The sequence below is a fragment of the Streptomyces sp. NBC_00582 genome, from assembly GCF_036345155.1.
Classification (GTDB): Bacteria; Actinomycetota; Actinomycetes; order Streptomycetales; family Streptomycetaceae; genus Streptomyces.
The window spans coordinates 8,081,558-8,103,424 of the sequence record NZ_CP107772.1 but is presented as its reverse complement, the minus strand read 5'-3'; the positions used below and the strand labels follow the sequence as shown (position 1 = coordinate 8,103,424).

The 21,867-nt window shown below is 71.4% G+C and carries 23 protein-coding genes; 8 read left to right on the top strand and 15 right to left on the bottom strand.

What is annotated here, in order from left to right:
* The first annotated feature begins 99 nt into the window (after positions 1 to 99).
* Positions 100 to 1,011: a 4-hydroxy-tetrahydrodipicolinate synthase gene (gene dapA, locus OG852_RS36605; protein WP_330350157.1), complete on the top strand. Its 912-nt coding sequence runs from the start codon at positions 100 to 102 to the stop codon at positions 1,009 to 1,011.
* Here the strand turns inward: dapA and OG852_RS36600 are convergent, their stop codons facing one another.
* Both OG852_RS36600 and OG852_RS36595 read right to left on the bottom strand, forming a co-directional pair.
* Positions 1,012 to 2,250 (bottom strand): WD40 repeat domain-containing protein, encoded by a 1,239-nt coding sequence (locus OG852_RS36600; protein ID WP_330350156.1) that lies wholly within the window; start codon positions 2,248 to 2,250, stop codon positions 1,012 to 1,014.
* Complete coding sequence (locus tag OG852_RS36595; RefSeq protein WP_133910273.1) at positions 2,247 to 2,804, bottom strand: SigE family RNA polymerase sigma factor; 558 nt, start codon at positions 2,802 to 2,804, stop codon at positions 2,247 to 2,249. Before OG852_RS36595 ends, OG852_RS36600 begins: the two co-directional genes overlap by 4 nt.
* A 138-nt stretch (positions 2,805 to 2,942) precedes the next feature.
* Here OG852_RS36595 and OG852_RS36590 point away from each other — a divergent pair, with 138 nt between their 5' ends.
* The gene (locus OG852_RS36590) at positions 2,943 to 3,446 is read left to right on the top strand and encodes a hypothetical protein (RefSeq protein ID WP_330350155.1); all 504 of its coding nucleotides are present in this window, start codon (positions 2,943 to 2,945) and stop codon (positions 3,444 to 3,446) included.
* Positions 3,447 to 3,497: 51 nt separating this feature from the next.
* On the opposite strand, the gene dapD is transcribed toward OG852_RS36590, so the two are convergent.
* Positions 3,498 to 4,487: a 2,3,4,5-tetrahydropyridine-2,6-dicarboxylate N-succinyltransferase gene (gene dapD / locus OG852_RS36585; protein WP_330350154.1), complete on the bottom strand. Its 990-nt coding sequence runs from the start codon at positions 4,485 to 4,487 to the stop codon at positions 3,498 to 3,500.
* Between the two features lie 53 nt (positions 4,488 to 4,540).
* Positions 4,541 to 5,818, bottom strand: a complete 1,278-nt coding sequence (locus OG852_RS36580; RefSeq protein ID WP_443064599.1) for an MFS transporter — start codon at positions 5,816 to 5,818, stop codon at positions 4,541 to 4,543.
* 146 nt (positions 5,819 to 5,964) lie between these two features.
* On the opposite strand from OG852_RS36580, the gene OG852_RS36575 reads away from it, so the two are divergent.
* Positions 5,965 to 6,852 (top strand): winged helix-turn-helix transcriptional regulator, encoded by an 888-nt coding sequence (locus tag OG852_RS36575; RefSeq protein WP_133910264.1) that lies wholly within the window; start codon positions 5,965 to 5,967, stop codon positions 6,850 to 6,852.
* On the opposite strand, the gene OG852_RS36570 is transcribed toward OG852_RS36575, so the two are convergent.
* Entirely contained in the window at positions 6,818 to 7,378 is a 561-nt protein-coding gene (locus OG852_RS36570) for a TetR/AcrR family transcriptional regulator (RefSeq protein WP_133910263.1), read from the bottom strand. The two genes, OG852_RS36575 and OG852_RS36570, sit on opposite strands and share 35 nt — an antisense overlap.
* On the bottom strand, positions 7,378 to 7,698 hold the full coding sequence (locus tag OG852_RS36565) for a DMT family transporter (RefSeq protein ID WP_133910262.1): 321 nt from the start codon (positions 7,696 to 7,698) through the stop codon (positions 7,378 to 7,380). The genes OG852_RS36570 and OG852_RS36565 overlap by 1 nt, the downstream gene beginning before the upstream one ends.
* A gap of 199 nt (positions 7,699 to 7,897) precedes the next feature.
* Here OG852_RS36565 and OG852_RS36560 point away from each other — a divergent pair, with 199 nt between their 5' ends.
* Positions 7,898 to 8,773, top strand: coding sequence for an AbfB domain-containing protein (locus OG852_RS36560; protein WP_133910261.1), 876 nt, complete (start codon positions 7,898 to 7,900; stop codon positions 8,771 to 8,773).
* Between the two features lie 83 nt (positions 8,774 to 8,856).
* Here the strand turns inward: OG852_RS36560 and OG852_RS36555 are convergent, their stop codons facing one another.
* Genes OG852_RS36555 through OG852_RS36520 form a run of 8 tightly spaced genes read right to left on the bottom strand, consistent with a single transcriptional unit; the run spans position 8,857 to position 15,464 of the window.
* On the bottom strand, positions 8,857 to 9,189 hold the full coding sequence (locus OG852_RS36555; protein WP_133910260.1) for a metal-sulfur cluster assembly factor: 333 nt from the start codon (positions 9,187 to 9,189) through the stop codon (positions 8,857 to 8,859).
* Positions 9,186 to 9,653, bottom strand: coding sequence for a Fe-S cluster assembly sulfur transfer protein SufU (gene sufU, locus OG852_RS36550; protein WP_133910259.1), 468 nt, complete (start codon positions 9,651 to 9,653; stop codon positions 9,186 to 9,188). The genes OG852_RS36555 and sufU overlap by 4 nt, the downstream gene beginning before the upstream one ends.
* Positions 9,654 to 9,668: 15 nt before the next feature.
* Complete coding sequence (locus OG852_RS36545; protein ID WP_133910258.1) at positions 9,669 to 10,925, bottom strand: cysteine desulfurase; 1,257 nt, start codon at positions 10,923 to 10,925, stop codon at positions 9,669 to 9,671.
* Positions 10,922 to 11,707, bottom strand: coding sequence for a Fe-S cluster assembly ATPase SufC (gene sufC, locus OG852_RS36540; protein WP_133910257.1), 786 nt, complete (start codon positions 11,705 to 11,707; stop codon positions 10,922 to 10,924). The genes OG852_RS36545 and sufC overlap by 4 nt, the downstream gene beginning before the upstream one ends.
* A gap of 7 nt (positions 11,708 to 11,714) precedes the next feature.
* Positions 11,715 to 12,035, bottom strand: a complete 321-nt coding sequence (locus OG852_RS36535; RefSeq protein WP_133910256.1) for a non-heme iron oxygenase ferredoxin subunit — start codon at positions 12,033 to 12,035, stop codon at positions 11,715 to 11,717.
* On the bottom strand, positions 12,035 to 13,252 hold the full coding sequence (gene sufD / locus OG852_RS36530; protein WP_133910255.1) for a Fe-S cluster assembly protein SufD: 1,218 nt from the start codon (positions 13,250 to 13,252) through the stop codon (positions 12,035 to 12,037). The genes OG852_RS36535 and sufD overlap by 1 nt, the downstream gene beginning before the upstream one ends.
* Before the next feature lie 59 nt (positions 13,253 to 13,311).
* Positions 13,312 to 14,733, bottom strand: coding sequence for a Fe-S cluster assembly protein SufB (gene sufB, locus OG852_RS36525; RefSeq protein ID WP_133910254.1), 1,422 nt, complete (start codon positions 14,731 to 14,733; stop codon positions 13,312 to 13,314).
* Positions 14,730 to 15,464 (bottom strand): helix-turn-helix transcriptional regulator, encoded by a 735-nt coding sequence (locus OG852_RS36520; RefSeq protein WP_133910253.1) that lies wholly within the window; start codon positions 15,462 to 15,464, stop codon positions 14,730 to 14,732. Before OG852_RS36520 ends, sufB begins: the two co-directional genes overlap by 4 nt.
* Before the next feature lie 173 nt (positions 15,465 to 15,637).
* Between OG852_RS36520 and OG852_RS36515 the strand changes: the two genes are divergently transcribed.
* The 4 genes from OG852_RS36515 (at position 15,638) to OG852_RS36500 (ending at position 20,702) form a co-directional block, all read left to right on the top strand.
* Positions 15,638 to 16,435, top strand: a complete 798-nt coding sequence (locus OG852_RS36515) for an aminoglycoside N(3)-acetyltransferase (RefSeq protein WP_133910252.1) — start codon at positions 15,638 to 15,640, stop codon at positions 16,433 to 16,435.
* Positions 16,436 to 16,514: 79 nt separating this feature from the next.
* Positions 16,515 to 17,438: an ABC transporter ATP-binding protein gene (locus OG852_RS36510; protein WP_133910251.1), complete on the top strand. Its 924-nt coding sequence runs from the start codon at positions 16,515 to 16,517 to the stop codon at positions 17,436 to 17,438.
* 50 nt (positions 17,439 to 17,488) lie between these two features.
* The gene (locus tag OG852_RS36505) at positions 17,489 to 18,205 is read left to right on the top strand and encodes an ABC transporter permease (protein ID WP_166663412.1); all 717 of its coding nucleotides are present in this window, start codon (positions 17,489 to 17,491) and stop codon (positions 18,203 to 18,205) included.
* Between the two features lie 136 nt (positions 18,206 to 18,341).
* On the top strand, positions 18,342 to 20,702 hold the full coding sequence (locus tag OG852_RS36500; RefSeq protein WP_330350152.1) for a glycogen debranching N-terminal domain-containing protein: 2,361 nt from the start codon (positions 18,342 to 18,344) through the stop codon (positions 20,700 to 20,702).
* Here OG852_RS36500 and OG852_RS36495 read toward each other — a convergent pair.
* Positions 20,689 to 21,867 (bottom strand): glycosyltransferase family 4 protein, encoded by a 1,179-nt coding sequence (locus OG852_RS36495; RefSeq protein ID WP_330350151.1) that lies wholly within the window; start codon positions 21,865 to 21,867, stop codon positions 20,689 to 20,691. The two genes, OG852_RS36500 and OG852_RS36495, sit on opposite strands and share 14 nt — an antisense overlap.

The following is a 21,867-nucleotide window of genomic DNA, read 5'->3' as shown; positions in this document are numbered from 1 at the left end:
TACCCAGGCGAGCCGGATCTTCACCTCTTAGCTTCGCTTACCTTTATCTCGTAGAAGATTTAAGTGGAGCTTCACGGTCCGGGAACCGAGACTACGGACATGACATACGCCGCTTCCCCGAACCCTCCCTTCGGCCGGGCGCTCTGCGCGATGGTCACGCCCTTCACCGCGTCGGGCGCCCTCGACCTCGACGGGGCGCAGCGGCTCGCCGCCCGGCTGGTCGAGCGGGGGTGCGACGGGCTGGTGCTCTCCGGGACGACCGGTGAGTCGCCGACCACCTCGGACACGGAGAAGGCGGAGCTGGTGGCGGCCGTGCGGGAGGCGGTCGGCGACCGGGCGTCCCTCGTCGCCGGCGTCGGCACCTTCGACACCGGGCACACCGTGGAACTCGCCCGGTCCGCCGAGAAGGCGGGCGCGGACGGAGTGCTCGTCGTCAGCCCCTACTACAGCCTGCCTCCGCAGGACGCCCTGGAGGCGCACTTCCGGGAGGTCGCCGACGCGTCCGGGCTGCCGGTGATGCTGTACGACATCCCCGGCCGCACCGGCACCCGGATCGAGCCGGAGACCCTGCTGCGGCTCGCCGGGCACCCCCGGATCGTCGCCGTCAAGGACTGCTCGTACGACTTCCTCGGCGCCCAGAAGGTCATCGGGCGCACCGGGTTGGCGTACTACGCGGGATGCGACGAGCACAACCTCGCCCTGTACGCGGTGGGCGGGGCGGGGTACGTCAGCACGGTCGCGAACGTCGTACCGGACCGGCTCCGCGCGGTCCTGGACGCGTTCGAGGCGGGCGACACCCCCGTGTCCGCCCGCCTCCAGCAACGCGCCACGCCGCTCATCGAGCTGATGATGGCGGCGGGCCTGCCCGGCGCCGTCACCGCCAAGGCGCTCCTCGGCGCACTCGGCCTGCCCGCGGGCCCGGTCCGCGCCCCGCTGCGGCCCGCCGACCGGGAGACGGTCGACGGGCTGCTGGCGGCGTACGAGTCGCTGACCTCGCCCACCGCCGCATGATCAGCGGCGTGCGAAGACGGGTTCCCATCCCTCCCGGTCCGCCTTGACGCCCTGTTCCCGCACCCCGCTCAGCGGTACGACCCTGTCGCTGCCGATCGTGACCAGCACGAGCCGGGGCCGGTACTCCTCCTTCAGGCTCGTGACCCGCTCCCAGGCGATGAGGTGCCGGTCGTCGACCCAGGCGAGGAGCTGGGCACCGCGGACCTCGGTGATCTCCTTGCCGGTACGGGGATCACGGATCGAGGAGTACGACCTGCCGGGGTCGCCACCGACCTCCTTCGCCAGGCCGAGGGCGGCGAGCCTGCCGCTCGGGGACAGGCGCGCGGGGACGTCCGAGCGCAGGTACCTCTCGTTCGCCGGCGCGGCGGCCTTCCGGCCGTCGAGGTCGTAGAACTGCTGCAGACCGTCCTCGCCGCCGACGATCTGCGCGTACACCCGGTCGTCGACGCCGGCGAAGGCGAAGTCCTGGCGGGAGTTGATGTCGCGGTCGGCCGCGACCGCGCTCCAGGAGCCCTCGCCGGAGGCCACGTCGAGGTCGTAGAAACCGGACCGGCTCGACTGGCCGGCCCCGGCGCCCCACGTCCAGTACTCCCGGCCGTCGGGTGTGCGCACCTTCTCCTTGATCCGCAGATCGGGGTGGTCGCCGTACGTCGTCGCGACGAGCCTGCCGCCGTCGTGGGAGAACGCGAGCCCGCCGACTCCGCGCTCGACCTCGATCCACCGCTCGACCTCCCCCGTGGCGAGGTCGAGCAGCCCGATCCGGCGCGCGGGCAGGCTCCGCTCCAGCACGGCGGCCGTCCGCAGACCGGGGGCGACGGCGACGAAGGACCAGCGGGTGTCCTTCTCGTACCTCCCCGTCCCCGGGTCGAGCAGCCAGTAGGTGCGCGCCGCGACGGCGTGCTGGTCGGTCCGCACCTGGATCCCGGTCGTGTAGTACGCGGCCAGCACCGCGTCCCCGGCCCCGGTCAGGTCGCGCGGCGGCGACTGGTCGGGGTGGGCGTGGACGCCGTCCTCGTCCAGGACGCTCGCGGGACGCACGTCGTCCTTCGGGGAGTCCAGCAGCGGTACGGCCACGGCGACGGCGACCACCGCGGCGGTGGCGGCGGCGACGGCCGCGATCCGGCGGGTACGGCGGCGTCGGCGCAGGGTCATGACCCGGTCGACGAGACCCGGCGCGGCCGGCGACTGCTCCTCGGCCTGCTCCCGCAGACAGTCGCGTACGAGTTCCTCGACGTTCACGGACGCACCTCCACGGGCGAGAAGTCACGGGACGGCGGCTGCTCGGCGTCCACGGGACCGAGTGCGGCGAGCTCCGGCGCGAGGGAGCGCAGCCGGGCGAGGGAGCGGTGGGTGGTGGAGCGCACGGTGCCCACCGAGCAGCCCAGGAGCCGGGCCACGTCGGCCTCCGGGAGATCCTCGAAGTAGCGCAGGACGAGGACGGTGCGCTGGCGGGCGGTCAGCCGGGACAGGGCCGCGCGCATCACGACCCGCAGGTCGGCGGCGGACGAGGTGTCGGGGGTCGCACCGGGTTCCGGCGGTTCGGCGACCATGACCTCCCGTCGGCGCCACTTCAGCCGCCAGCGGCTGATCTGCTGGCGGTACAGCACCTGCCGTACGTACGCCTCGGGTTCGTCGATGCGGTGCCAGCGGCCCGCGGCTTTGGCCAAGGCGTTCTGGAGCAGGTCCTCACCGGCGTGCCGGTCGCCGCCGCTGAGCAGGACGGCGGTCCTCAGCAGCGCGGACGACCTGCTGTCCACGAAGTCGCGGAAGCTCTCCAGTCCCTCGGCATCCATCGTCACCTTCTCTTCCCCCGGTGCGGACCCGCTGCCCGCCCCCTGCCCCCTGTGACGCCCGCGGGCGTGCGCCGCTATGCCTGCGGGTCCCTGAAAAATTCCGCCGCCCCGCGCCCGGCGCTGTCCTACCGTGGCCGCATGAGCCGGCCGCTGCTGTACCTCGACGTCGACGGACCCCTCAATCCGTACGCCGCCCAGCGCGAGCGGCGCCCCGACGGCTATACGACGATCAGGGCGTCGGTGCGACCCGGCCGGCCCCTGCGGGTGTGGCTGAACCCGGGGCACGGGGCCGCGCTGCTGCGGCTTCCCTACGAGGTGATCTGGGCGACGACCTGGATGGCCGAGGCCAACCGCTGGATCGCGCCCGTGGTGGGGCTGCCCGAGCTGCCGTACGTCGACTTCGGCCCGGCCCTGCTCACCGAGCGGCCCGACGGGGTCCACTGGAAGACGGAGACCCTCGTCGCCCACGCGGCGGGTCGCCCCTTCGCCTGGGTCGACGACGAACTCTCCGCCGAGGACACGGCCTACATCGCCGCCCACCACACGGGCCCGGCCCTCCTGCATCCCGTCAGCCCACGGCTGGGACTGAGGGAGGGGGACTTCGAGACGTTGCGGGGGTTCGCGACGGGGCTGGACGCATGAGCGCCCTCCCGGGAGGGGGAGGGCGCTCGGGTGACCGGGGTGACGGCGGGGTCAGTTGTGGCTGTGGAGGATGTCGTTCAGGCCGCCCCAGACCGCGTTGTTCGGGCGGGCCTCCACCGTGCCGGTGACCGAGTTGCGGCGGAAGAGGATGTGGGAGGCGCCGGAGAGTTCGCGGGCCTTGACGATCTGGCCGTCGGGCATCGTGACGCGGGTGCCGGCGGTGACGTAGAGGCCGGCCTCGACCACGCACTCGTCGCCGAGCGCGATGCCCACGCCCGCCTCGGCGCCGATGAGGCAGCGCTCGCCGATGGAGATGATGACGTTGCCGCCGCCGGAGAGCGTGCCCATCGTGGAGGCGCCGCCGCCGATGTCCGAGCCGTCGCCGATGATCACGCCGGCCGAGATACGGCCCTCGACCATCGAGGTGCCGAGGGTGCCGGCGTTGAAGTTGACGAAGCCCTCGTGCATGACGGTGGTGCCCTCGGCGAGGTGCGCGCCGAGGCGGACCCGGTCGGCGTCGGCGATCCGGACGCCCTTGGGGGCGACGTAGTCCGTCATGCGCGGGAACTTGTCGATGGACGTCACCTGGAGGTGCAGGCCCTCGGCGCGGGCGTTCAGGCGGACCTTCTCGACGTCGTCGACGGCGACCGGGCCGAGGGAGGTCCAGGCGACGTTGGCGAGGTGGGCGAAGATGCCGTCCAGGTTCTGGCCGTGGGGGCGGACCAGGCGGTGGGAGAGGAGGTGCAGGCGGAGGTAGACGTCGTGCGCGTCGAGGGGCTTGGCGTCCAGGGAGGCGATGACCGTGCGGACCGCTACCACTTCCACGCCTCGGCGGGGGTCCGGGCCGATCGCGGCGGTCGCCGCGCCGCCGAGGAGCTCCGCGGCCTGCTTGGCGGAGAGGCGCTCGGTGCCGGAGGGGCCGGGGGCGGTCGCGAGTTCGGGAGCCGGGAACCAGGTGTCGAGGATCGTGCCGTCGGCGGCGAGGGTGGCGAGGCCGGTGGCCACCGCGCCGGTGGTGCTCGGAGCAGTCGTGTCGGTCATGGGAAGAACCTAACCGGACGAAGAGTGCGGAGGCTAACCAGCGGGGCGTCGTCTCAGGTGGCGGGCCGAGCGGGTGGGGGCGGGGGCAGGGTGGGGCGCGGAGGGTCGGCGGTGGGGCGGGGCTGAGACGAGCTGGACGACGGGCTGCGGGGTACCGCCACGGCCCCTTCGCCGTCGTGCGGCCGTCCCGCCGTCCTGGCTTCGGCCGGTGGCAGGCGGTCGGCGGGGGTGTGCGGCTGCTTGCGGGCTGTGGTGAGTACCGCCGCACCGGCCAGGAGGGCCAGGGTGGTGCAGAGGGGCCAGAGGGTGGCCGGGGACGCTTCGTAGAGGGTGCCGCCCAACGGGGCCGCCAGGACGACGCCGCTGATCGACGCGCCCGCGTAGAGGGACTGGAAGCGGCCCTGGACGTGGGGTGGGGCCTCGTCGGCCATATAGGCCGTGGCCGTTGTCTTGTAGAGGAGTTCACCGAGGGTGAGGAGGGTCATCATGGCGACCGCCGTGGTGATCGTCGCGCCGAGGAGGAGGGTGGCGTAGCCGGCGCCCACGAGAAGCAGGCCCGTTCCGACGATGCGGAGGGGGGCGTGGCGGCGCAGGGCCAGTGCCGCCGGGAGTTCCAGGCAGAGGAGGACCGCTCCGTTGACGGCGAGGAGTGCGCCGTACACGCCCGTGTCCATGTGGTGGTCGGCCAGGTAGAGCGGGAACGTGGAGTACTGCTGGCGGTAGACGATGTCGGTGATCGCTATGGCGAGCAGGAGGGTGAGGACGGCGGGGCGGGTGCGTAGTTCCGGCCAGAGGGCGGCCCGCTGGTGGGGGGTTCGGGTGGGGTGCGGGGCCGTTCCCCCGGGGACCACGCGGGCCGTCCAGGCGGCCAGGGCCAGACTGCTGACGCCTTCGATCGCGTAGAGGTAGTCGTAGGAGAGGTGTGTCGCGATCGCGGCGCCGAGGATGGGCCCGATCGTGAAGCCGCCGTTCGCCGAGGCCCGGATCAGGGCGAAGGCCTGGCGGCGGGCGCCCTCGGGGACGATCACCGCGACCAGGGCGGCGTTGGCCGCGCGTTGGACGCCGGCGGTGTACTGGGCGAGGGGCAGGGCGGCGTAGAGGGCGGGGGTGGGCAGGAGGGGGACCGCGGCGAGGAGTGCGCCGGAGGCCGTCGCGGCGGTGAGGAGGACGCGGCGGTGGCCGAGGTGGTCGCCGTACCAGCCGCCCGTGAAGTTGCCCGCGACCAGGCCCGTTCCGCCGAGGCCCACCAGCAGGCCCGCCTCGCCGGGGCTCAGGGCGCGGGGGCCGGTCAGGTAGAGGAAGACGAAGACGAAACTGACGCTGACGGTCATGTTGGCGAAGGTGCCGGCCGCCAGGAGCCATACCGGTCGCGGTAGTTGCCGCAGTCCTCGCACCCGTTCCCCCTTGAGTGAGTTCCCTTTGGGAACTCACTGTGTCAGCATGACAGCCTCGGGTCAATGGAGAAAGGAGCCCTGCCATGGCCCGCAGGACGAGCCTCGAGGACTCCACCTGCGCGATCGCGCAGGCCCTGGACGTCGTGGGCGACTGGTGGACGCTGCTGATCGTGCGGGACGCGGCGCGCGGGGTGCATCGGTTCGACGCGCTCCAGCAAGAACTCGGGGTGTCCCGGAAGGTGTTGACCGAGCGGCTGCGGCTGCTGGTGGAGGCCGGGGTGCTGGTGCGGGTGCCCTATCAGGAGCGGCCCGCGCGGTACGAGTACCGGCTCACCCCCAGGGGGCGGGCGCTGCTGCCCGTGCTGGTGGCCCTGCAGGACTGGGGGGACGCGTGGGTGCTCGGCGACGGGGAGACCACGGCCACGGGCGAGGAGGCGTCCGCCGAGGGGCGGCGGGTGCACGCGCTGGTGGGGACCCGGGTGCCCGAGCTGCGGCTGATCGACGACCGGGGGGAAGCGCGGGATCCGGTGGAGGACGCGCTGCCGTACACCGTGCTGTACTGCTTTCCGGGCGCCTATGCGCGGGGGGACTCCTATCCCCCGGGGTGGGGGGACATTCCGGGGACCGCGGGGTGCACGCTCGAGTCGTGCACCTATCGGGACCGGCGTGAGGAGTTCCGGGCGGCGGGGGCCGCCGTACGGGGGGTGTCCACCCAACGGGCTGACGAGCAGCGGGAGTTCGCCGCGAAGGAGGGGCTGGGGTTTCCGTTGTTGTCCGATGCCGAGCTGGCGTTGATCGGGGCTCTGCGGCTTCCCACGTTCCGGGCGGCGGGGGTGAGCCGGCTGAAGCGGCTGACGCTGGTGGTGGACCGGGAGCGGGTGGTGCGGGACGTGCAGTATCCGGTGACCGACGTCGCGGGGAGCGTGGAGGCCGCGCTCAGCGTGGTGCGGCGGCTGGGGGCGGGGGGATGAGGCGGGAGAGGGCCTCGCGGGCGTACCGCTCGTCGTAGGGGGTGTCCGTGAGCAGGACCTGGAGACAGATGCCGTCCATGAGAGCCACCAGGGCGCGGGCGGTCAGCGGGTCGGTGCGGCGGGCGAGGAGAGCGGCCGTGCCGTCGGCCCATTCGGCCGCCACGGGGCGCAGGGCGGGGCGGCGCAGGGCGGCGAGGTAGAGCTCGTATTCCAGTTCCACGCCGGTGCGGTCGCGGGCGAGCCATTCGCCGAGCCAGGCCGCCAGTTCGGTGGGCAAATCGGTCCGGGGGTCCGACAGGGCGCCGCGGGCCGCGACCACCTTGGCGAAGCCCTCGTTGGCCTGGCGCAGGGCGGCCGTCATCAGGTCGTCGAGGGTGGTGAAGTGGTACGTGGTGGAGCCCAGGGGGACGTCCGCCTCGGCCGCGACCGAGCGGTGGGTCAGAGCGGCCAGGCCGCCCCGGCCGACCACGCGGATCGCCGCGTCGATGATCCGCTGGCGGCGCTCGGGGTCGTAACGGCGGGCCATCAGTGGGCACCCCCGAGGTTCAGGACCACCACTCCCCCGATGATCAGCCCGATTCCGGCGATCTTGGTGAGGGTGAGGGACTCACCGAAGAGGGCCAGACCGATCACGGCGATGGTCGCGGTGCCGACCCCCGCCCAGATCGCGTACGCCGTACCGATCCCCACCGACTTCAGGGTCTGGGCCAGAAGGAAGAAGGAGATCACATACCCGACGGCCGTCAGGAGGGTGGGCCAGAGCCTGCTGAAGCCCTCGCTGTACTTCATCGCGGTCGTCGCGGCGACCTCGGCGGCAATGGCTCCGGAGAGCGTCAGGTATCCCATGTGTACGAGCGTACACAACGAATGGGGTGATATGTACAGGCGTACGCAACCAGGAGGCGGACGGCTGCGAAAGCGTTATCGAAAGCGCTCACTGAAACGGCTGAACACCAGCCACGGTGTCCACTACTGTTTCACCGTTCATACACCGGGCCATCGCAGCCGCGGCCGCCGTCAGCAGCGCCGCTGGAGGAAGTAGCGCATGCCAGAAAACAAGTCCCGGCCGCCCCAGGATCAACCGTGGGAGCAGGGCTGGGCCCCGGACACCTCCCGGGCTCCCGGAACCCGACGGCTCTGGCTGGCCGGCGGTCTCGCTGTGGCCACCGTCGTCGCCTGCGTGACCGCGATCGCGGTCAACGACCAGGAGTCCGACGGGCGTTCGGATGCACGTGAGGCGCGGGCGCTGTCCGGCGACCCGACCTCGGACGGGCTGATCTCGTTCGCCACGCCGTCGGCCTCCGTCAGCGGTGCCACCTCCGCGGCGGGCGACGGCAAGGAGGGCGGCAACAGCGCCTCCCCGTCCGTCTCGTCCTCGCCCTCGGCCGCCGGAGATGCCTCCTCGGCCGCCGACGCGTCGGACGACAGCAGCCCGTCGCCGCACACCTCGGGCAAGGCCTCGGCGTCGCCGACCAGGAAGCCGTCCGAGCCCACGCCGACCAGCTACGAGCGGTCGGTGCAGTCGGTCAACTACCCGGACCGCTACTGGCATCTGAGCAGTGGTCTGGTGAAGCTCGACCCGCTGCGCGGCTCGGAGTCCCGCGAGGACTCCACCTTCACCGTCGTCAAGGGGCTGACGGACAGCGCCTGTTACTCCTTCAAGACGGACGACGGCCGCTATCTGCGGCACCGCAACTTCGTCCTGCGCGCCGACAGCTACGACGGCTCCGCCCTGTTCAAGCAGGACGCCACCTTCTGCGCCCGCTCCTCCTCCTACTCCGGCGCGGTCATGCTGGAGTCGGTGAACTACCCGGGCCGCTATCTGCGCCACAAGGACTTCCAGGTCCGCCTGGACTCGTACCAGAACAGCGGCCTGTACCGCGCCGACTCGGCGTTCCGGTTCGTGGCCGGGGTGAGCTGAGCGCGAGCGCAGGAAAGCGGCGGCACCCGGGCCGGGTGCCGCCGCTTTCCTGCGCTCGGGTGATCCCGGACGCCTCGGTCGTCTCAGACGTTGAAGCCCAGCGCGCGGAGCTGCTCGCGGCCGTCGTCCGTGATCTTGTCGGGGCCCCACGGGGGCATCCAGACCCAGTTGATGCGCAGTTCGCTGACGAGGCCGTCCGTGGCGGACTTGGCCTGGTCCTCGATGACGTCGGTCAGCGGGCAGGCCGCCGAGGTCAGGGTCATGTCGATCGTCGCGATGTTCGCGTCGTCGATGTGGATGCCGTAGATCAGCCCGAGGTTGACGACGTCGATGCCCAGCTCGGGGTCGACCACGTCGTACAGCGCCTCGCGCAGCTCCTCCTCCGAGGCGGGCTTCATCTCGATGGTCTCGCTCATGCCGTCTTCCTTTCGGCGTCGGCCCCGCCCAGGGCCTGGGCCGTCGCGTCCTTCCACGCCATCCAGCTCAGGAGGGCGCACTTGACCCGGGCCGGGTACTTGGAGACACCGGCGAACGCGACCGCGTCCTCCAGCACCTCCTCCATCGCGTCGTCCGGCTCGATCCTGCCCTTGGACTGCATCAGCTCCAGGAAGGTCTCCTGGATCTTCTGCGCCTCGGACACGTCCTTGCCGACGAGGAGTTCGTTCAGGACGGACGCACTGGCCTGGCTGATGGAGCAGCCCTGGCCCTCGTACGAGACGTCCTCGATCTTCGTGCCGTCGTACTTCACCCGCAGGGTGATCTCGTCACCGCACGTGGGGTTGACGTGGTGCACCTCGGCGTCGCCGTCCCTGAGACCACGCCCGTGCGGGTTCTTGTAGTGGTCCAGGATGACTTCCTGGTACATCGAGTCCAGCTTCACGGTTCAGCACGCCCCTCAGCCGAAGAAGTTCCGTACGTGCTCCAGGCCGTCGACCAGCGCGTCGATCTCGGCCGGCGTGGAGTACAGATAGAACGACGCTCGCGTGGTCGCGGGAATTCCGTACCTGAGGCAGACGGGCCGGGCGCAGTGGTGGCCCACCCGGACCGCGATGCCCTGCTCGTCCAGCACCTGGCCCACGTCGTGCGGGTGGATGTCGCCGAGCGTGAAGGAGATCGCGGCGCCCCGGTCCTCGGCCGTGGTGGGGCCGATGATGCGCAGGTCCGGGACCTCGCCCAGCTTCTTCACCGCGTACTCGGTGAGGGCGTGCTCATGGGCCAGGATCTTGTCCATGCCGATGGCGTTCAGGTAGTCGATCGCCGCTCCGAGACCGACCGCCTGCGCGATCGGCGGGGTGCCCGCCTCGAACTTGTGGGGGGCGGGCGCGTACGTCGAGGAGTGCATCGACACCGTCTCGATCATCTCGCCGCCGCCGAGGAACGGGGGCAGGTCCTCCAGGAGTTCCTGGCGGCCCCACAGGACGCCGATGCCGGTCGGGCCGCACATCTTGTGGCCGGTGAAGGCCACGAAGTCGGCCTGGAGGGCCTGGACGTCCAGGGGCATGTGGGGCGCGGCCTGGGAGGCGTCGATGCAGACGAGCGCGCCGACCTCCTGGGCGCGGCGCACTATCGCCTCGACCGGGTTGACCGTGCCCAGGATGTTCGAGACCAGGACGAAGGAGACGATCTTCGTCTTCTCCGTGATGATCTCGTCGATGTTGGAGAGGTCGAGGCGGCCGTCGTCCGTGAGGCCGAACCACTTCAGCTTCGCGCCCGTGCGCTGCGCGAGGAGCTGCCACGGCACGATGTTGGAGTGGTGCTCCATCTCCGTGATGACGATCTCGGTCTCGCGGTCCACCCGGTAGGGCTCGTCGGCCCAGCCGAGCATGTTCGCCACGAGGTTCAGCGACTCGGAGGCGTTCTTGGTGAAGATCACCTCGTCGCGGCTGGGCGCGTTGACGAACGCGGCGACCTTGTCGCGCGCGCCCTCGTACAGCGCCGTGGCCTCCTCGGCGAGCACATGCACACCGCGGTGGACGTTGGCGTTGTAGCGCTCGTAGTACTCGCTCAGGGCGTCCAGCACCTGGCGCGGCTTCTGCGAGGTCGCCGCGTTGTCCAGGTACACGAGCTTCTTGTCGTCGTGGACCAGCCGGTCCAGGACGGGGAAGTCCTTACGGATCGCCTCGGTGTCGAGGAGGCCCGGCAGCTGTGTCACTCGGATGCGCCACCCTTCGTGTGGACTACGTCCTGCTTTGCATAAGCCTCGTAGCCCTCGGCCTCCAGCTTGTCGGCGAGCTCGGGGCCACCCGACTCGACGATCCTGCCGTTGGCGAACACGTGCACGTGGTCGGGCTTGATGTAGCGCAGGATGCGCGTGTAGTGCGTGATCAGCAGGGTGCCGACCTCGCCGGTCTCGCGGACGCGGTTGACGCCCTCGGAGACGATGCGAAGGGCGTCGACGTCCAGACCGGAGTCCGTCTCGTCGAGGATCGCGACCTTCGGCTTGAGCAGTTCGAGCTGGAGGATCTCGTGGCGCTTCTTCTCACCGCCGGAGAAGCCCTCGTTGACGTTGCGCTCGGCGAAGGAGGGGTCCATGTTGAGGCGCTCCATGGCCTCCTTGACCTCCTTCACCCAGGTGCGCAGCTTGGGGGCCTCGCCGCGGATGGCGGTGGCGGAGGTACGCAGGAAGTTGGAGACCGAGACGCCGGGGACCTCGACCGGGTACTGCATCGCCAGGAACAGGCCCGCGCGGGCGCGCTCGTCGACGGACATCTCCAGGACGTCCTCGCCGTCGAGCAGCACGGTGCCGCCGGTGATCGTGTACTTCGGGTGGCCCGCGAGGGAGTAGGCGAGGGTCGACTTGCCGGAGCCGTTGGGGCCCATGATGGCGTGCGTCTCGCCCTGCTTCACGGTGAGGTCGACGCCCTTGAGGATCTCCTTCGTGGCGTTGTCGGCCTCGACGGTGACGTGCAGGTCTCGGATTTCAAGCGTTGCCATGGTGGCCTCAGGACTCCTGGGTGAGGGAGACGAGCACGTCGTCCCCTTCGATCTTGACGGGGTATACGGGGACGGGGCGCGTCGCGGGAAGGCTGTCGGGCTTGCCGGAGCGCAGGTCGAAACGCGAGCCGTGCAGCCAGCACTCGATGTGGCAGTCGTCGACCTCGCCCTCGGCGAGCGAGACGTTCGCGTGGGAGCAGATGTCGTGGATGGCGAACACCTCTCCCTCGGTACGGACGACCGAGACGGGCGTGCCGTCGAGTTCCACCCTTTTCGGGGTGTCCTCCTCCAGCTCGCTCAGTCCGCAGGCGCGTACGAAGGCCGCCATCAGACCGTGGCCTCCAGCTCGGTCTCGATCTTGCCGAGCAGGCGCTCCTCGATGTCCGGGACGCCGATCTGCTGGACCAGCTCGGCGAAGAAGCCGCGGACCACCAGGCGGCGGGCCTCGTCGGCCGGGATGCCGCGCGCCATCAGGTAGAAGAGCTGCTCGTCGTCGAAGCGGCCGGTGGCGGAGGCGTGGCCGGCGCCGACGATCTCGCCGGTCTCGATCTCCAGGTTCGGCACCGAGTCGACGCGCGCGCCGTCCGTGAGGACCAGGTTGCGGTTCATCTCGTAGGTGTCGGTGCCCTCGGCCTTGGCCTCGATCAGCACGTCACCGATCCACACCGCGTGCGCGTCGTCGCCCTGGAGGGCGCCCTTGTAGACGACGTTGGACTTGCAGTGGGGGACGTTGTGGTCGACCAGCAGGCGGTGCTCCTGGTGCTGGCCGGCGTCGGTGAAGTACAGGCCGAACAGCTCGGCCTCGCCGCCGGTGCCGGCGTAGGCGACGCGCGGGTGCAGGCGTACGACGTCGCCGCCGAAGGTGACGACCACGGACTTGAAGGAGGCGTCGCGGCCGACGAGGGCGTTGTGCTGGGCCACGTGGACGGCCTTGTCGTCCCAGTCCTGGACGGAGACGACGGTGAGCTTGGCGCCGTCGCCGAGGACGTACTCGACGTTGGCGGCGAGCACGGCGTCACCGGTGTGGTCGATGACGACGACGGCCTCGGCGAAGGCTCCGAGCTGGATGACCTGGTGCCCGAAGGAGGTGCCGCCCTCGCCGTGCACCGCGATGCGGATGGGCTCGGTGAGGACCGTCTCCTTGGGGACGGTGATCACGCCGGCCTTGTCGAACGCCGAGTAGGCCTGGGCGGCGACCCGGTCCACGGGGGTGCCGGCCCTGCCGAGGCGCGGGTCGTCGCGGTCGACGGTCTCGACGATGACGCCCTCGGGGGCATCGACGGCGACCTTGACGCCCTCGCCGGTGGCGACGGCGGTGCCGTCGTGCAGACCGCGCAGGCGCTCCAGCGGGGTGAACCGCCACTCCTCCTCACGGCCGTGCGGGACCGGGAAGTCCGCGACGTCGAAGGACGGGGGCGCGCTCATGCGCGTGGCGACGGTCGACTCGGCGGCGACCGCGATCGCGCCGGCGGTGGTGCTGCCCACCGATGGGGGTCCCCCCGCCTGAGCGGAGCCGAAGGTGGGGGAGTTCTGAGCCTCAGCCATGGCTGTCGTAATGCTCGCTTTCCGTTACGTAAGGGGCTTGATGGGGTGCGGACCGGTGGTTAGCCGACCGCGCCTTCCATCTGCAGCTCGATCAGCCGGTTGAGCTCCAGCGCGTACTCCATCGGCAGCTCCTTCGCGATGGGCTCGACGAAGCCGCGCACGATCATCGCCATCGCCTCGAACTCGGAGAGACCACGGCTCATCAGGTAGAAGAGCTGGTCCTCGGAGACCTTGGAGACGGTCGCCTCGTGGCCCATGGACACGTCGTCCTCGCGGACGTCCACGTAGGGGTAGGTGTCCGAACGGGAGATGGTGTCGACGAGCAGCGCGTCGCACAGCACGTTGGACTTGGAGCCGTGGGCGCCCTCGCCGATCTCGACGAGACCGCGGTAGGAGGTACGGCCGCCGCCTCGCGCCACCGACTTGGAGACGATGTTGGAGGAGGTGTTCGGCGCCATGTGGACCATCTTGGAGCCGGCGTCCTGGTGCTGGCCCTCGCCCGCGAAGGCGATGGAGAGCGTCTCGCCCTTGGCGTGCTCGCCCATGAGGTAGACGGCGGGGTACTTCATCGTCACCTTGGAGCCGATGTTGCCGTCGATCCACTCCATGGTGGCGCCCTCGTAGGCGACGGCGCGCTTGGTGACCAGGTTGTAGACGTTGTTCGACCAGTTCTGGATGGTCGTGTAGCGGCAGCGGGCGTTCTTCTTGACGATGATCTCGACGACCGCGCTGTGCAGGGAGTCCGACTTGTAGATCGGGGCGGTACAGCCCTCGACGTAGTGCACGTAGGCGCCCTCGTCGACGATGATCAGGGTCCGCTCGAACTGGCCCATGTTCTCCGTGTTGATCCGGAAGTAGGCCTGGAGCGGGATCTCGACGTGCACGCCCTTCGGCACGTAGATGAAGGAGCCGCCGGACCACACGGCGGTGTTCAGCGCGGCGAACTTGTTGTCACCGGCGGGGATGACGGTGCCGAAGTACTCCTTGAAGAGCTCCGGGTGCTCCTTCAGGGCGGTGTCGGTGTCGAGGAAGATGACGCCCTGCTCCTCCAGGTCCTCACGGATCTGGTGGTAGACGACCTCCGACTCGTACTGGGCGGCGACACCGGCGACGAGGCGCTGCTTCTCGGCCTCCGGGATGCCCAGCTTGTCGTAGGTGTTCTTGATGTCCTCGGGCAGGTCCTCCCAGGACTCCGCCTGCTTCTCCGTGGAGCGCACGAAGTACTTGATGTTGTCGAAGTCGATGCCGGAGAGGTCGGAGCCCCAGTTCGGCATGGGCTTCTTCTCGAAGAGCTTCAGGCCCTTGAGGCGGAGCTTGGTCATCCACTCCGGCTCGGACTTCTTCCCGGAGATGTCCTTGACGACGTCCTCGTTCAGACCGCGCTTCGCCGCTGCACCGGCCTCGTCGGAGTCGGCCCAGCCGTATTCGTACTTGCCCAGACCCTCGAGTTCGGGGTGGGCAGTCTCCGTGGGGAGAGTCATGCGGGGTTCCTCCCGGCCGTGCTGGCAGATGCTTCGTGGGAAATTTTGGGGATGAACGTCGTGCAGACGCCGTCGCCGTGGGCGATGGTCGCCAGTCGCTGGACATGGGTTCCCAGCAACTGCGAGAAGATCTCGGTCTCCGCCTCGCACAGTTGCGGGAACTTCTCGGCGACGTGCGCTACGGGGCAGTGGTGCTGGCAGAGCTGCTCGCCGACCGGTGCGCTGCGCGCCGTGGCAGCGTACCCGTCCGCGCTCAGGGCCTTGGCCAGGGCCTCCGTCCGCTCCTCGGGGGCGGCGGCCTCGATCGCCTCGCGGTACGCGCCGGCCTGCTCGGCGATCCTCGCGCGGGCGAAGGCGACGACCGCCTCGTCCCCGCCGAAGCGCTGCTGGATCCAGCTCAGGGCGTCGGCGGCGAGCTTGTCGTAGGACTGGTCGAAGGCGTCCCGGCCGCAGTCGGTGAGGGCGAAGACCTTCGCCGGCCGGCCGCGCGTGCGCGCCCCGTACACCCGCTGCTCGCGGGGCTGTACGACGTCGTCGGCGACCAGTGCGTCGAGGTGGCGGCGGACGGCCGCGGGGGTGAGCCCCAGCCGGTCGGCCAGCTCGGCGACGGTCGACGGCCCGTGGTCCAGGATGGACCGCGCGACCCGGTTGCGCGTCGAACGCTCACCGGTCGCGAACTCCTCCTGAGGGGCCCCCGTGGGGGTCTCCCGAGCCTCGCCGACGTTTTTCACAACGCCATTGTTGCGTAATTCCCCAAACGCAGGCAAGCCGCGTCCGGACCGCCCGACGGTGCCCTGCGTCACTTAGGCATACCTAATCTGACCTGCGGAAACGATCACTGATCGATCAAAGGCCCGATTAAACCGGTGGCCCTCCGGGCCCTCCGCGAGGACACTGCATCACCATGCCCACACCCCCTCCGACCGGCCCACTTGTCACTCGGGAGACCCTCGCGGCGCAGCTGCGGGACCTGGGTGTCGAACCGGGAGAAATCCTCCTCGTCCACTCCTCCCTCCGCTCCCTCGGCTGGGTCTGCGGAGGCCCTGTCGCGGTGGTCCAGGGACTGCGCGACGCCCTGGGGCCGGACGGGACGCTCGTGGTCCCGACGCAGACCGGCGAGCTGTCCGACCCCGCGGTGTGGAGCCGACCGCCGGTGCCACGGGAGTGGTGGGAGACGATCCGCGCCACGATGCCCGCCTACGACCCCCTCGTCACCCCCAGCCGGGGCCTCGGGGTGATCCCGGAGACCGTGCGCACCTGGCCGGGGGCCCTGCGCAGCGCCCACCCGCAGACCTCGTTCGCGGCGCTCGGGGCGCGGGCCGCGGAGATCGTCGAGGGCCACGCCCTCGACTGCCGGCTCGGTGAGCGCAGTCCGCTGGCCCGGCTGGAGAGGCTGGGGGCGCGGGTGCTGCTGCTGGGGACCGGATACGACACCTGCACCAGCTTCCACCTCGCCGAGTACCGGATCCCCGCCCCGCTGGTGGAGATCGGCCGGCCCGGTCCGCACGGATGGGAGACCGTGACCGAGGTGTCGATCGACTCCGACCGGTTCGACGAGCTCGGGCACGACTACGAGCGGGACCGGCCCGTCGTACGGGGGACGGTGGGCGCCGCCGGGGTGCGGCTGTTCCCCGTCGCGGACGCCGTCGCCTACGCCGAGCGCTGGCTGGCCGTGCACCGCTCGCGCGAGGAGGAAATCTGAGCGCCGTTTCCGGACGGGTGTGACCGGTTCCCGTACCCGGCGCTCGGAGCGGTCGACGGCGAACCTAGACTCTGGGGCCATGCGAACTGAGCCTGTCGTCCGGGTCCAGGCCCTGGTGAAGCGGTACGGGACGAAGACCGCGGTGGACGGCCTGGAGCTGACGGCCCGGGCGGGCGTCACCGCCGTCCTCGGACCCAACGGCGCCGGCAAGACGACCACGATCGAGACCTGTGAGGGGTACCGCAGAGCGGACTCCGGGACCGTACGGGTGCTCGGCCTCGACCCGGTCCGGCAGGCGTCCGAGCTGCGGCCCCGGATCGGTGTGATGCTCCAGTCCGGGGGTGTGTACTCGGGGGCGCGGGCCGACGAGATGCTGCGACACGTGGCGAAGCTGCACGCGCGTCCGCTGGACGTGGACGCGCTGATCGAACGGCTCGGGCTCGGCTCCTGCGGCCGGACGACCTACCGCCGGCTCTCCGGCGGACAGCAGCAGCGGCTCGCGCTGGCGATGGCCGTCGTCGGCCGCCCCGATCTGGTGTTCCTGGACGAGCCGACCGCCGGCCTCGACCCGCAGGCCCGCCGTGCCACCTGGGACCTGGTCCGGGACCTGCGCGCGGACGGTGTCTCGGTCATCCTGACCACCCACTACATGGACGAGGCCGAGCAGCTCGCCGACGACGTGGCGATCATCGACGCGGGCCGGCTCATCGCCCAGGGCTCCCCCGAGGAGCTGTGCCGCGGCGGCGCCGAGAACACGCTGCGCTTCACCGGCCGTCCCGGCCTCGACGTCGCCTCCCTGCTCAAGGCCCTGCCCGCCGACTCCTCCGCGGCCGAGCTGACGCCGGGCTCGTACCGGGTGATGGGCAAGGTCGACCCCCAGCTGCTGGCCACGGTCACCTCGTGGTGCGCGCAGCACGGGGTGATGCCGGACCGCATCTCGGTCGAACGCCACACCCTGGAGGACGTCTTCCTCGAACTGACCGGCAAGGAGCTGCGCTCGTGACCGCCACCGGCACCTACACGCCCGATCCGGGCGCGGCCCCGCTGCCCCGCATGATCGCGGCGCAGGCGACGCTGGAGACGAAGATGCTCCTGCGCAACGGCGAGCAGCTCCTGCTCACCGTGGTGATCCCGACGCTGCTGCTGGTGCTGTTCAGCAGCGTGGACGTCGTCGACACCGGCGCGGGCGAGGCGGTGGACTTCCTCACCCCCGGCATCCTCGCGCTGGCCGTCATGTCCACGGCCTTCACGGGCCAGGCCATCGCGACGGGCTTCGAGCGCCGCTACGGCGTCCTGAAGCGCCTCGCGTCCTCCCCGCTCCCCCGCTGGGGCCTGATGGCGGCGAAGACGGCGTCGGTGCTGGTCACCGAGGTCCTCCAGGTGATCCTGCTGACGGTGATCGCCTTCGCGCTGGGCTGGGACCCGCACGGCGGCCCCCTCGCCGTACTGCTCCTGCTGGTCCTCGGCACGGCCGCCTTCTCCGGCCTCGGTCTGCTGATGGCGGGCACCCTGAAGGCGGAGGCGACGCTGGCCGCCGCCAACCTGGTCTTCCTGCTACTGCTGGTGGGCGGCGGGGTCGTGGTGCCGCTGGACAAGTTCCCCCCGGCCGCCCAGGACGTCCTCGGTCTGCTGCCGATCTCGGCCCTTTCCGACGGTCTGCGGGACGTCCTCCAGCACGGCGCGGGCATGCCCTGGGGCGACCTGGGGATTCTGGCCGCGTGGGCGGTGGTCGGGCTCGCGGCGGCCGGTCGGTTCTTCCGCTGGGAGTGAGGCGGACGGCCCGGGGGTGAGGCTGCGGACGGGCCGGTTCTGGTCCCTGGGGTGTCCGTCGTCGTACGCCGTGCGAGTGACGCCCGTGCGAAGCGGGAAGAGACGCCCCGTGTACGCGTCCGCGGATTCCTCGAGTGTGCGTGCTCTGCAGCCCCTTCTCCACGACGTGGTGATCTGCGTCGCGGCCCCGGCCTTCGCCGCCTCGCCCCGGGACGGGCAGCTGCGCGGTCTGCGGGCGGAGGGCTTCTACGGCCATGACCGCAGGCTGCTGCACACGGCCTGTCTGCTGATCGACCGCCGTGAGCCGGAGCCGATCGGCGTGCAGCCGCTCGGGCCCGACCAGGTGCGGTTCACCTCCGTGCACCGCTACCCCGCCGACCGCACCGACGACCCCACGGTGATCATCGAGCGGGTGCGCACGGCCGGCCGGGGCGAGAGCATCCTGCTGCGCAACGTCGGCACGGTCTCCCGGCTGCTGCACGTGGAGCTGGCGCTCGCCACCGATCTCGCCGACATCGCCGATGTGAAGCGGGGCCGCACCGGTCCCCCCGTCCGGTGCGCGGCGGTCGCCGGAGGACTGGTGTGGGAGGCGCCGACGGGCCGGGCGGAGGTCCGCGCGGTCGAGCCGGACGGTCCGGCCGGCGCCGCCGCACCCCACGAGACCGGCCTCGGGCCGGCCGCCGCGACGTCCCGCACGGCCTTCCCCTCGCCCGACGCGCCCGCGTCCCGGACCACCTTCCCGCCCGTCACCCCCGCACCCCCGGCCGGCCGACAGCCCGACACCCCCGCCTCCCCAGCCGGCCGACAGCCCGACACCGCCTCCTCCCCGGCCGGCCGGCAGCCCGACGCCGCCGCGTCCTCGATCCGGCCACGGCCCGACGGCCGCTCCTCCTCGGCCGGTCCTCTCCCCACCTCCCCGCCCGGCATCACCGACGGACCGGAGGGCGGTACCTTCACCTGGCCCCGGCTGTTGCTGCGGCCCGGTGAGAGCAGGCAGCTCGGGCTGACGGTCGAGGGGGGCGCGGTCCCGGCGCCGCCCGGGCATCCGGGCGCCCCGAGCACCGGGGCGCCCTGGAGCGAGCCGGTGGTGCGCGGTGACCGTCGGCTGGTCGCCCTGGTCCGCCGGGGCCTCGGCGACCTGGGGGCCCTGCGGCTCGCGGACCCCGAGCGCACCGCGCCCGACGGCCCCGAGGACCAGTTCATCGCCGCGGGCTGCCCCTGGTACCTGGCGCTGTTCGGGCGGGACTCGATCTGGTCGGCCCGGATGATGCTGCCGCTCGGCACCGGTCTGGCCCGCGGCACGCTGTGGGCGCTGGCCCGCCGCCAGGGCACGGCCCACGACGTGTTCCGCGAGGAGGCGCCGGGGCGGATCCTGCACGAGCTGCGCCCCGCGGACGCCGAGCACGGCCACGGGCTCAGGCTGCCGTCGCGCTACTACGGCTCGGTCGACGCGACCCCGCTGTTCGTGACGCTGCTGGTGGAGGCCTGGCACTGGGGTCTGCCGGAGGCGGACGTGGCCGCGCTGCTGCCGTACGCCGAACGCGCGATGGAGTGGGTGCTGGAGACGAGCGCCGGGGACGAGGACGGGCTGGTGCGCTACTACCCGCGTCCGGGCGGGCTGCGCCACCAGTCGTGGAAGGACAGCGAGGACGCGGTGCGGGACGCGGCGGGCCGCCGTATCGAGCCGCCGCTGGCGCTGTGCGAGGTGCAGGGGTACGCCTACCAGGCGGCGACCGGGCTGGCGGAGCTGCTGGGGGCCCGGGGCCGCAAGGAGGACTCGGACCGGTTGCGGCTGTGGGCCCGGGGGCTGCGCAAGCGTTTCTCGGACGCGTTCTGGCTGGACGCGCCGCGGGGTCCCGCCCCGCGGTATGTGGCGATCGCGGTCGGCCGGGGCCTGGACCCGGTCAGCGGACCGGCGTCCAACATGGGGCAGCTGCTGTCCACCGGCATCCTCGACCCCCGGGGCTGCCGGGACGTGGCGGCCTGGCTGGCCTCGGACGAACTGAACTCGGGCTGGGGTCTGCGCAGCCGCTCCGCCGCGCTGCACGGCTTCAACCCGATGAGCTACCACGGCGGTTCCGTGTGGACCCACGACACGGCGATCGCGATCCAGGGGCTGTGCGCGGCGGGCTGCGCGGCGGAGGCCTCCCTGCTGGCCGACGGCCTCCTGGACGCGGCCGCCCACTTCGCCTACCGGATGCCGGAGCTGTACGGCGGGGACGCCCGCACGGAGGACTCCCCCGCCCCGCTGGCCTATCCGGCGGCGTGCCGGCCGCAGGGGTGGTCGGCGGCTTCGGGGGTGGCGGTGCTGTCGGCGTTGCTGGGGCTGCGGCCGGACGCGGGGCGCCGGACGTTCGGGGTACGGCCGACGCCCTTCGGCCCGCTGCAGGTGTCGGGGCTGCGGCTGGCCGGGCGGGACATCTCCGTGCGGGTGGACCGGGAGGGCCGCAGCCGGGTGGGGGGACTGCCGGAGGACTGGACCGTCACGCCGGGCTGAGCTGCTGCTCCCGGTACAGGTCGAGCATCGGTTCCAGGTAGAACCGTCGCAGGTCGAAGTGACGTACGACGTGCTCGCGGGCGCGTCGTCCCACCGCCTCGGCGCGGGCGGGGTCGTCGAGGAGCAGGGCGATGCGGTCGGCCAGCTTGGCCACGTTGCGGTCGGGCACCAGGAAGCCGATCTCCTCGTCGGCCTCGATGCCCTCGTCGAGTCCGCCCATCCGGGTGACGACGACGGGCCGGGCGGCGCACATCGCCTCCAGCGGGGCCAGTCCCATGGGCTCGTCGAACATCGAGGGATAAACCACGACGGAGGCTCTCTCGTAGAGTGCCCGCATATGGTCGACTCCGGCCTCGGTGAATTCGACGACCCCCGCCGGAATGTTCAGTTCCTTGATGAGTTCCAGCAATTCTCCATGGAATCCGACCGTTTCCCCATGGAAATCGACCGTGTTTTCGACACCGGTCCGCATGAGCACCAGCCGGGGCGTCACCCGGGAACCCGACCGGTTCCGGATGATGTGGTGCACGGCCCTGATCGCCAGCTCGGCCCCCTTGTCGGGGATCAGCCGCGCCGGGAGCAGCACCATGCCGGGTTCCTGCACTCCGGAGACGGGCACGTCGAGGTAGGCCGCGGTGTCGATGCCCAGGTAGCGGCGCTTCACCTTGAAGCCGAACTGCCGGGTGCACGCCTCACTGAGGAAGTCGGAGACCGCGAAGTGGAGATGCCAGTCACGGCAGGCCTCGGCCGCGGGATTCGACTCCTCGTGCCAGATGCTGTGGTAGGTGTGCACGAGCCGCAGGCCGAGTTCCTCCCGGAGTCCGGCCAGTGCGCGGGCCGGCGCCTCCGAGAAGTGGTGCAGATTGTGGCCGTGGACGACCTTGATTCCCCGACGGATGATCAACTCTCTGAACCAGGACGTGAGTTCGGGTTCGTCCGGAGCGGGGAGCACATCCGGCGAGAGGTCCAGTCCCGAGTGCCGCTCGAGGGTGATCGTGCCCTCGCCCGCGACACCGGAGCGGCCCGGCACCGCCGCCTCGGGTGTCCCGGTGAAGACCGTGACGTCGACCCCGTGGGCCGCGAGCAGGCGCGAGAACTGCCACAGATGGGTCTCCACCCCGCCCACGCAGGGGGGAAAGGACCAGTGCACCAGTCCCACATGCAT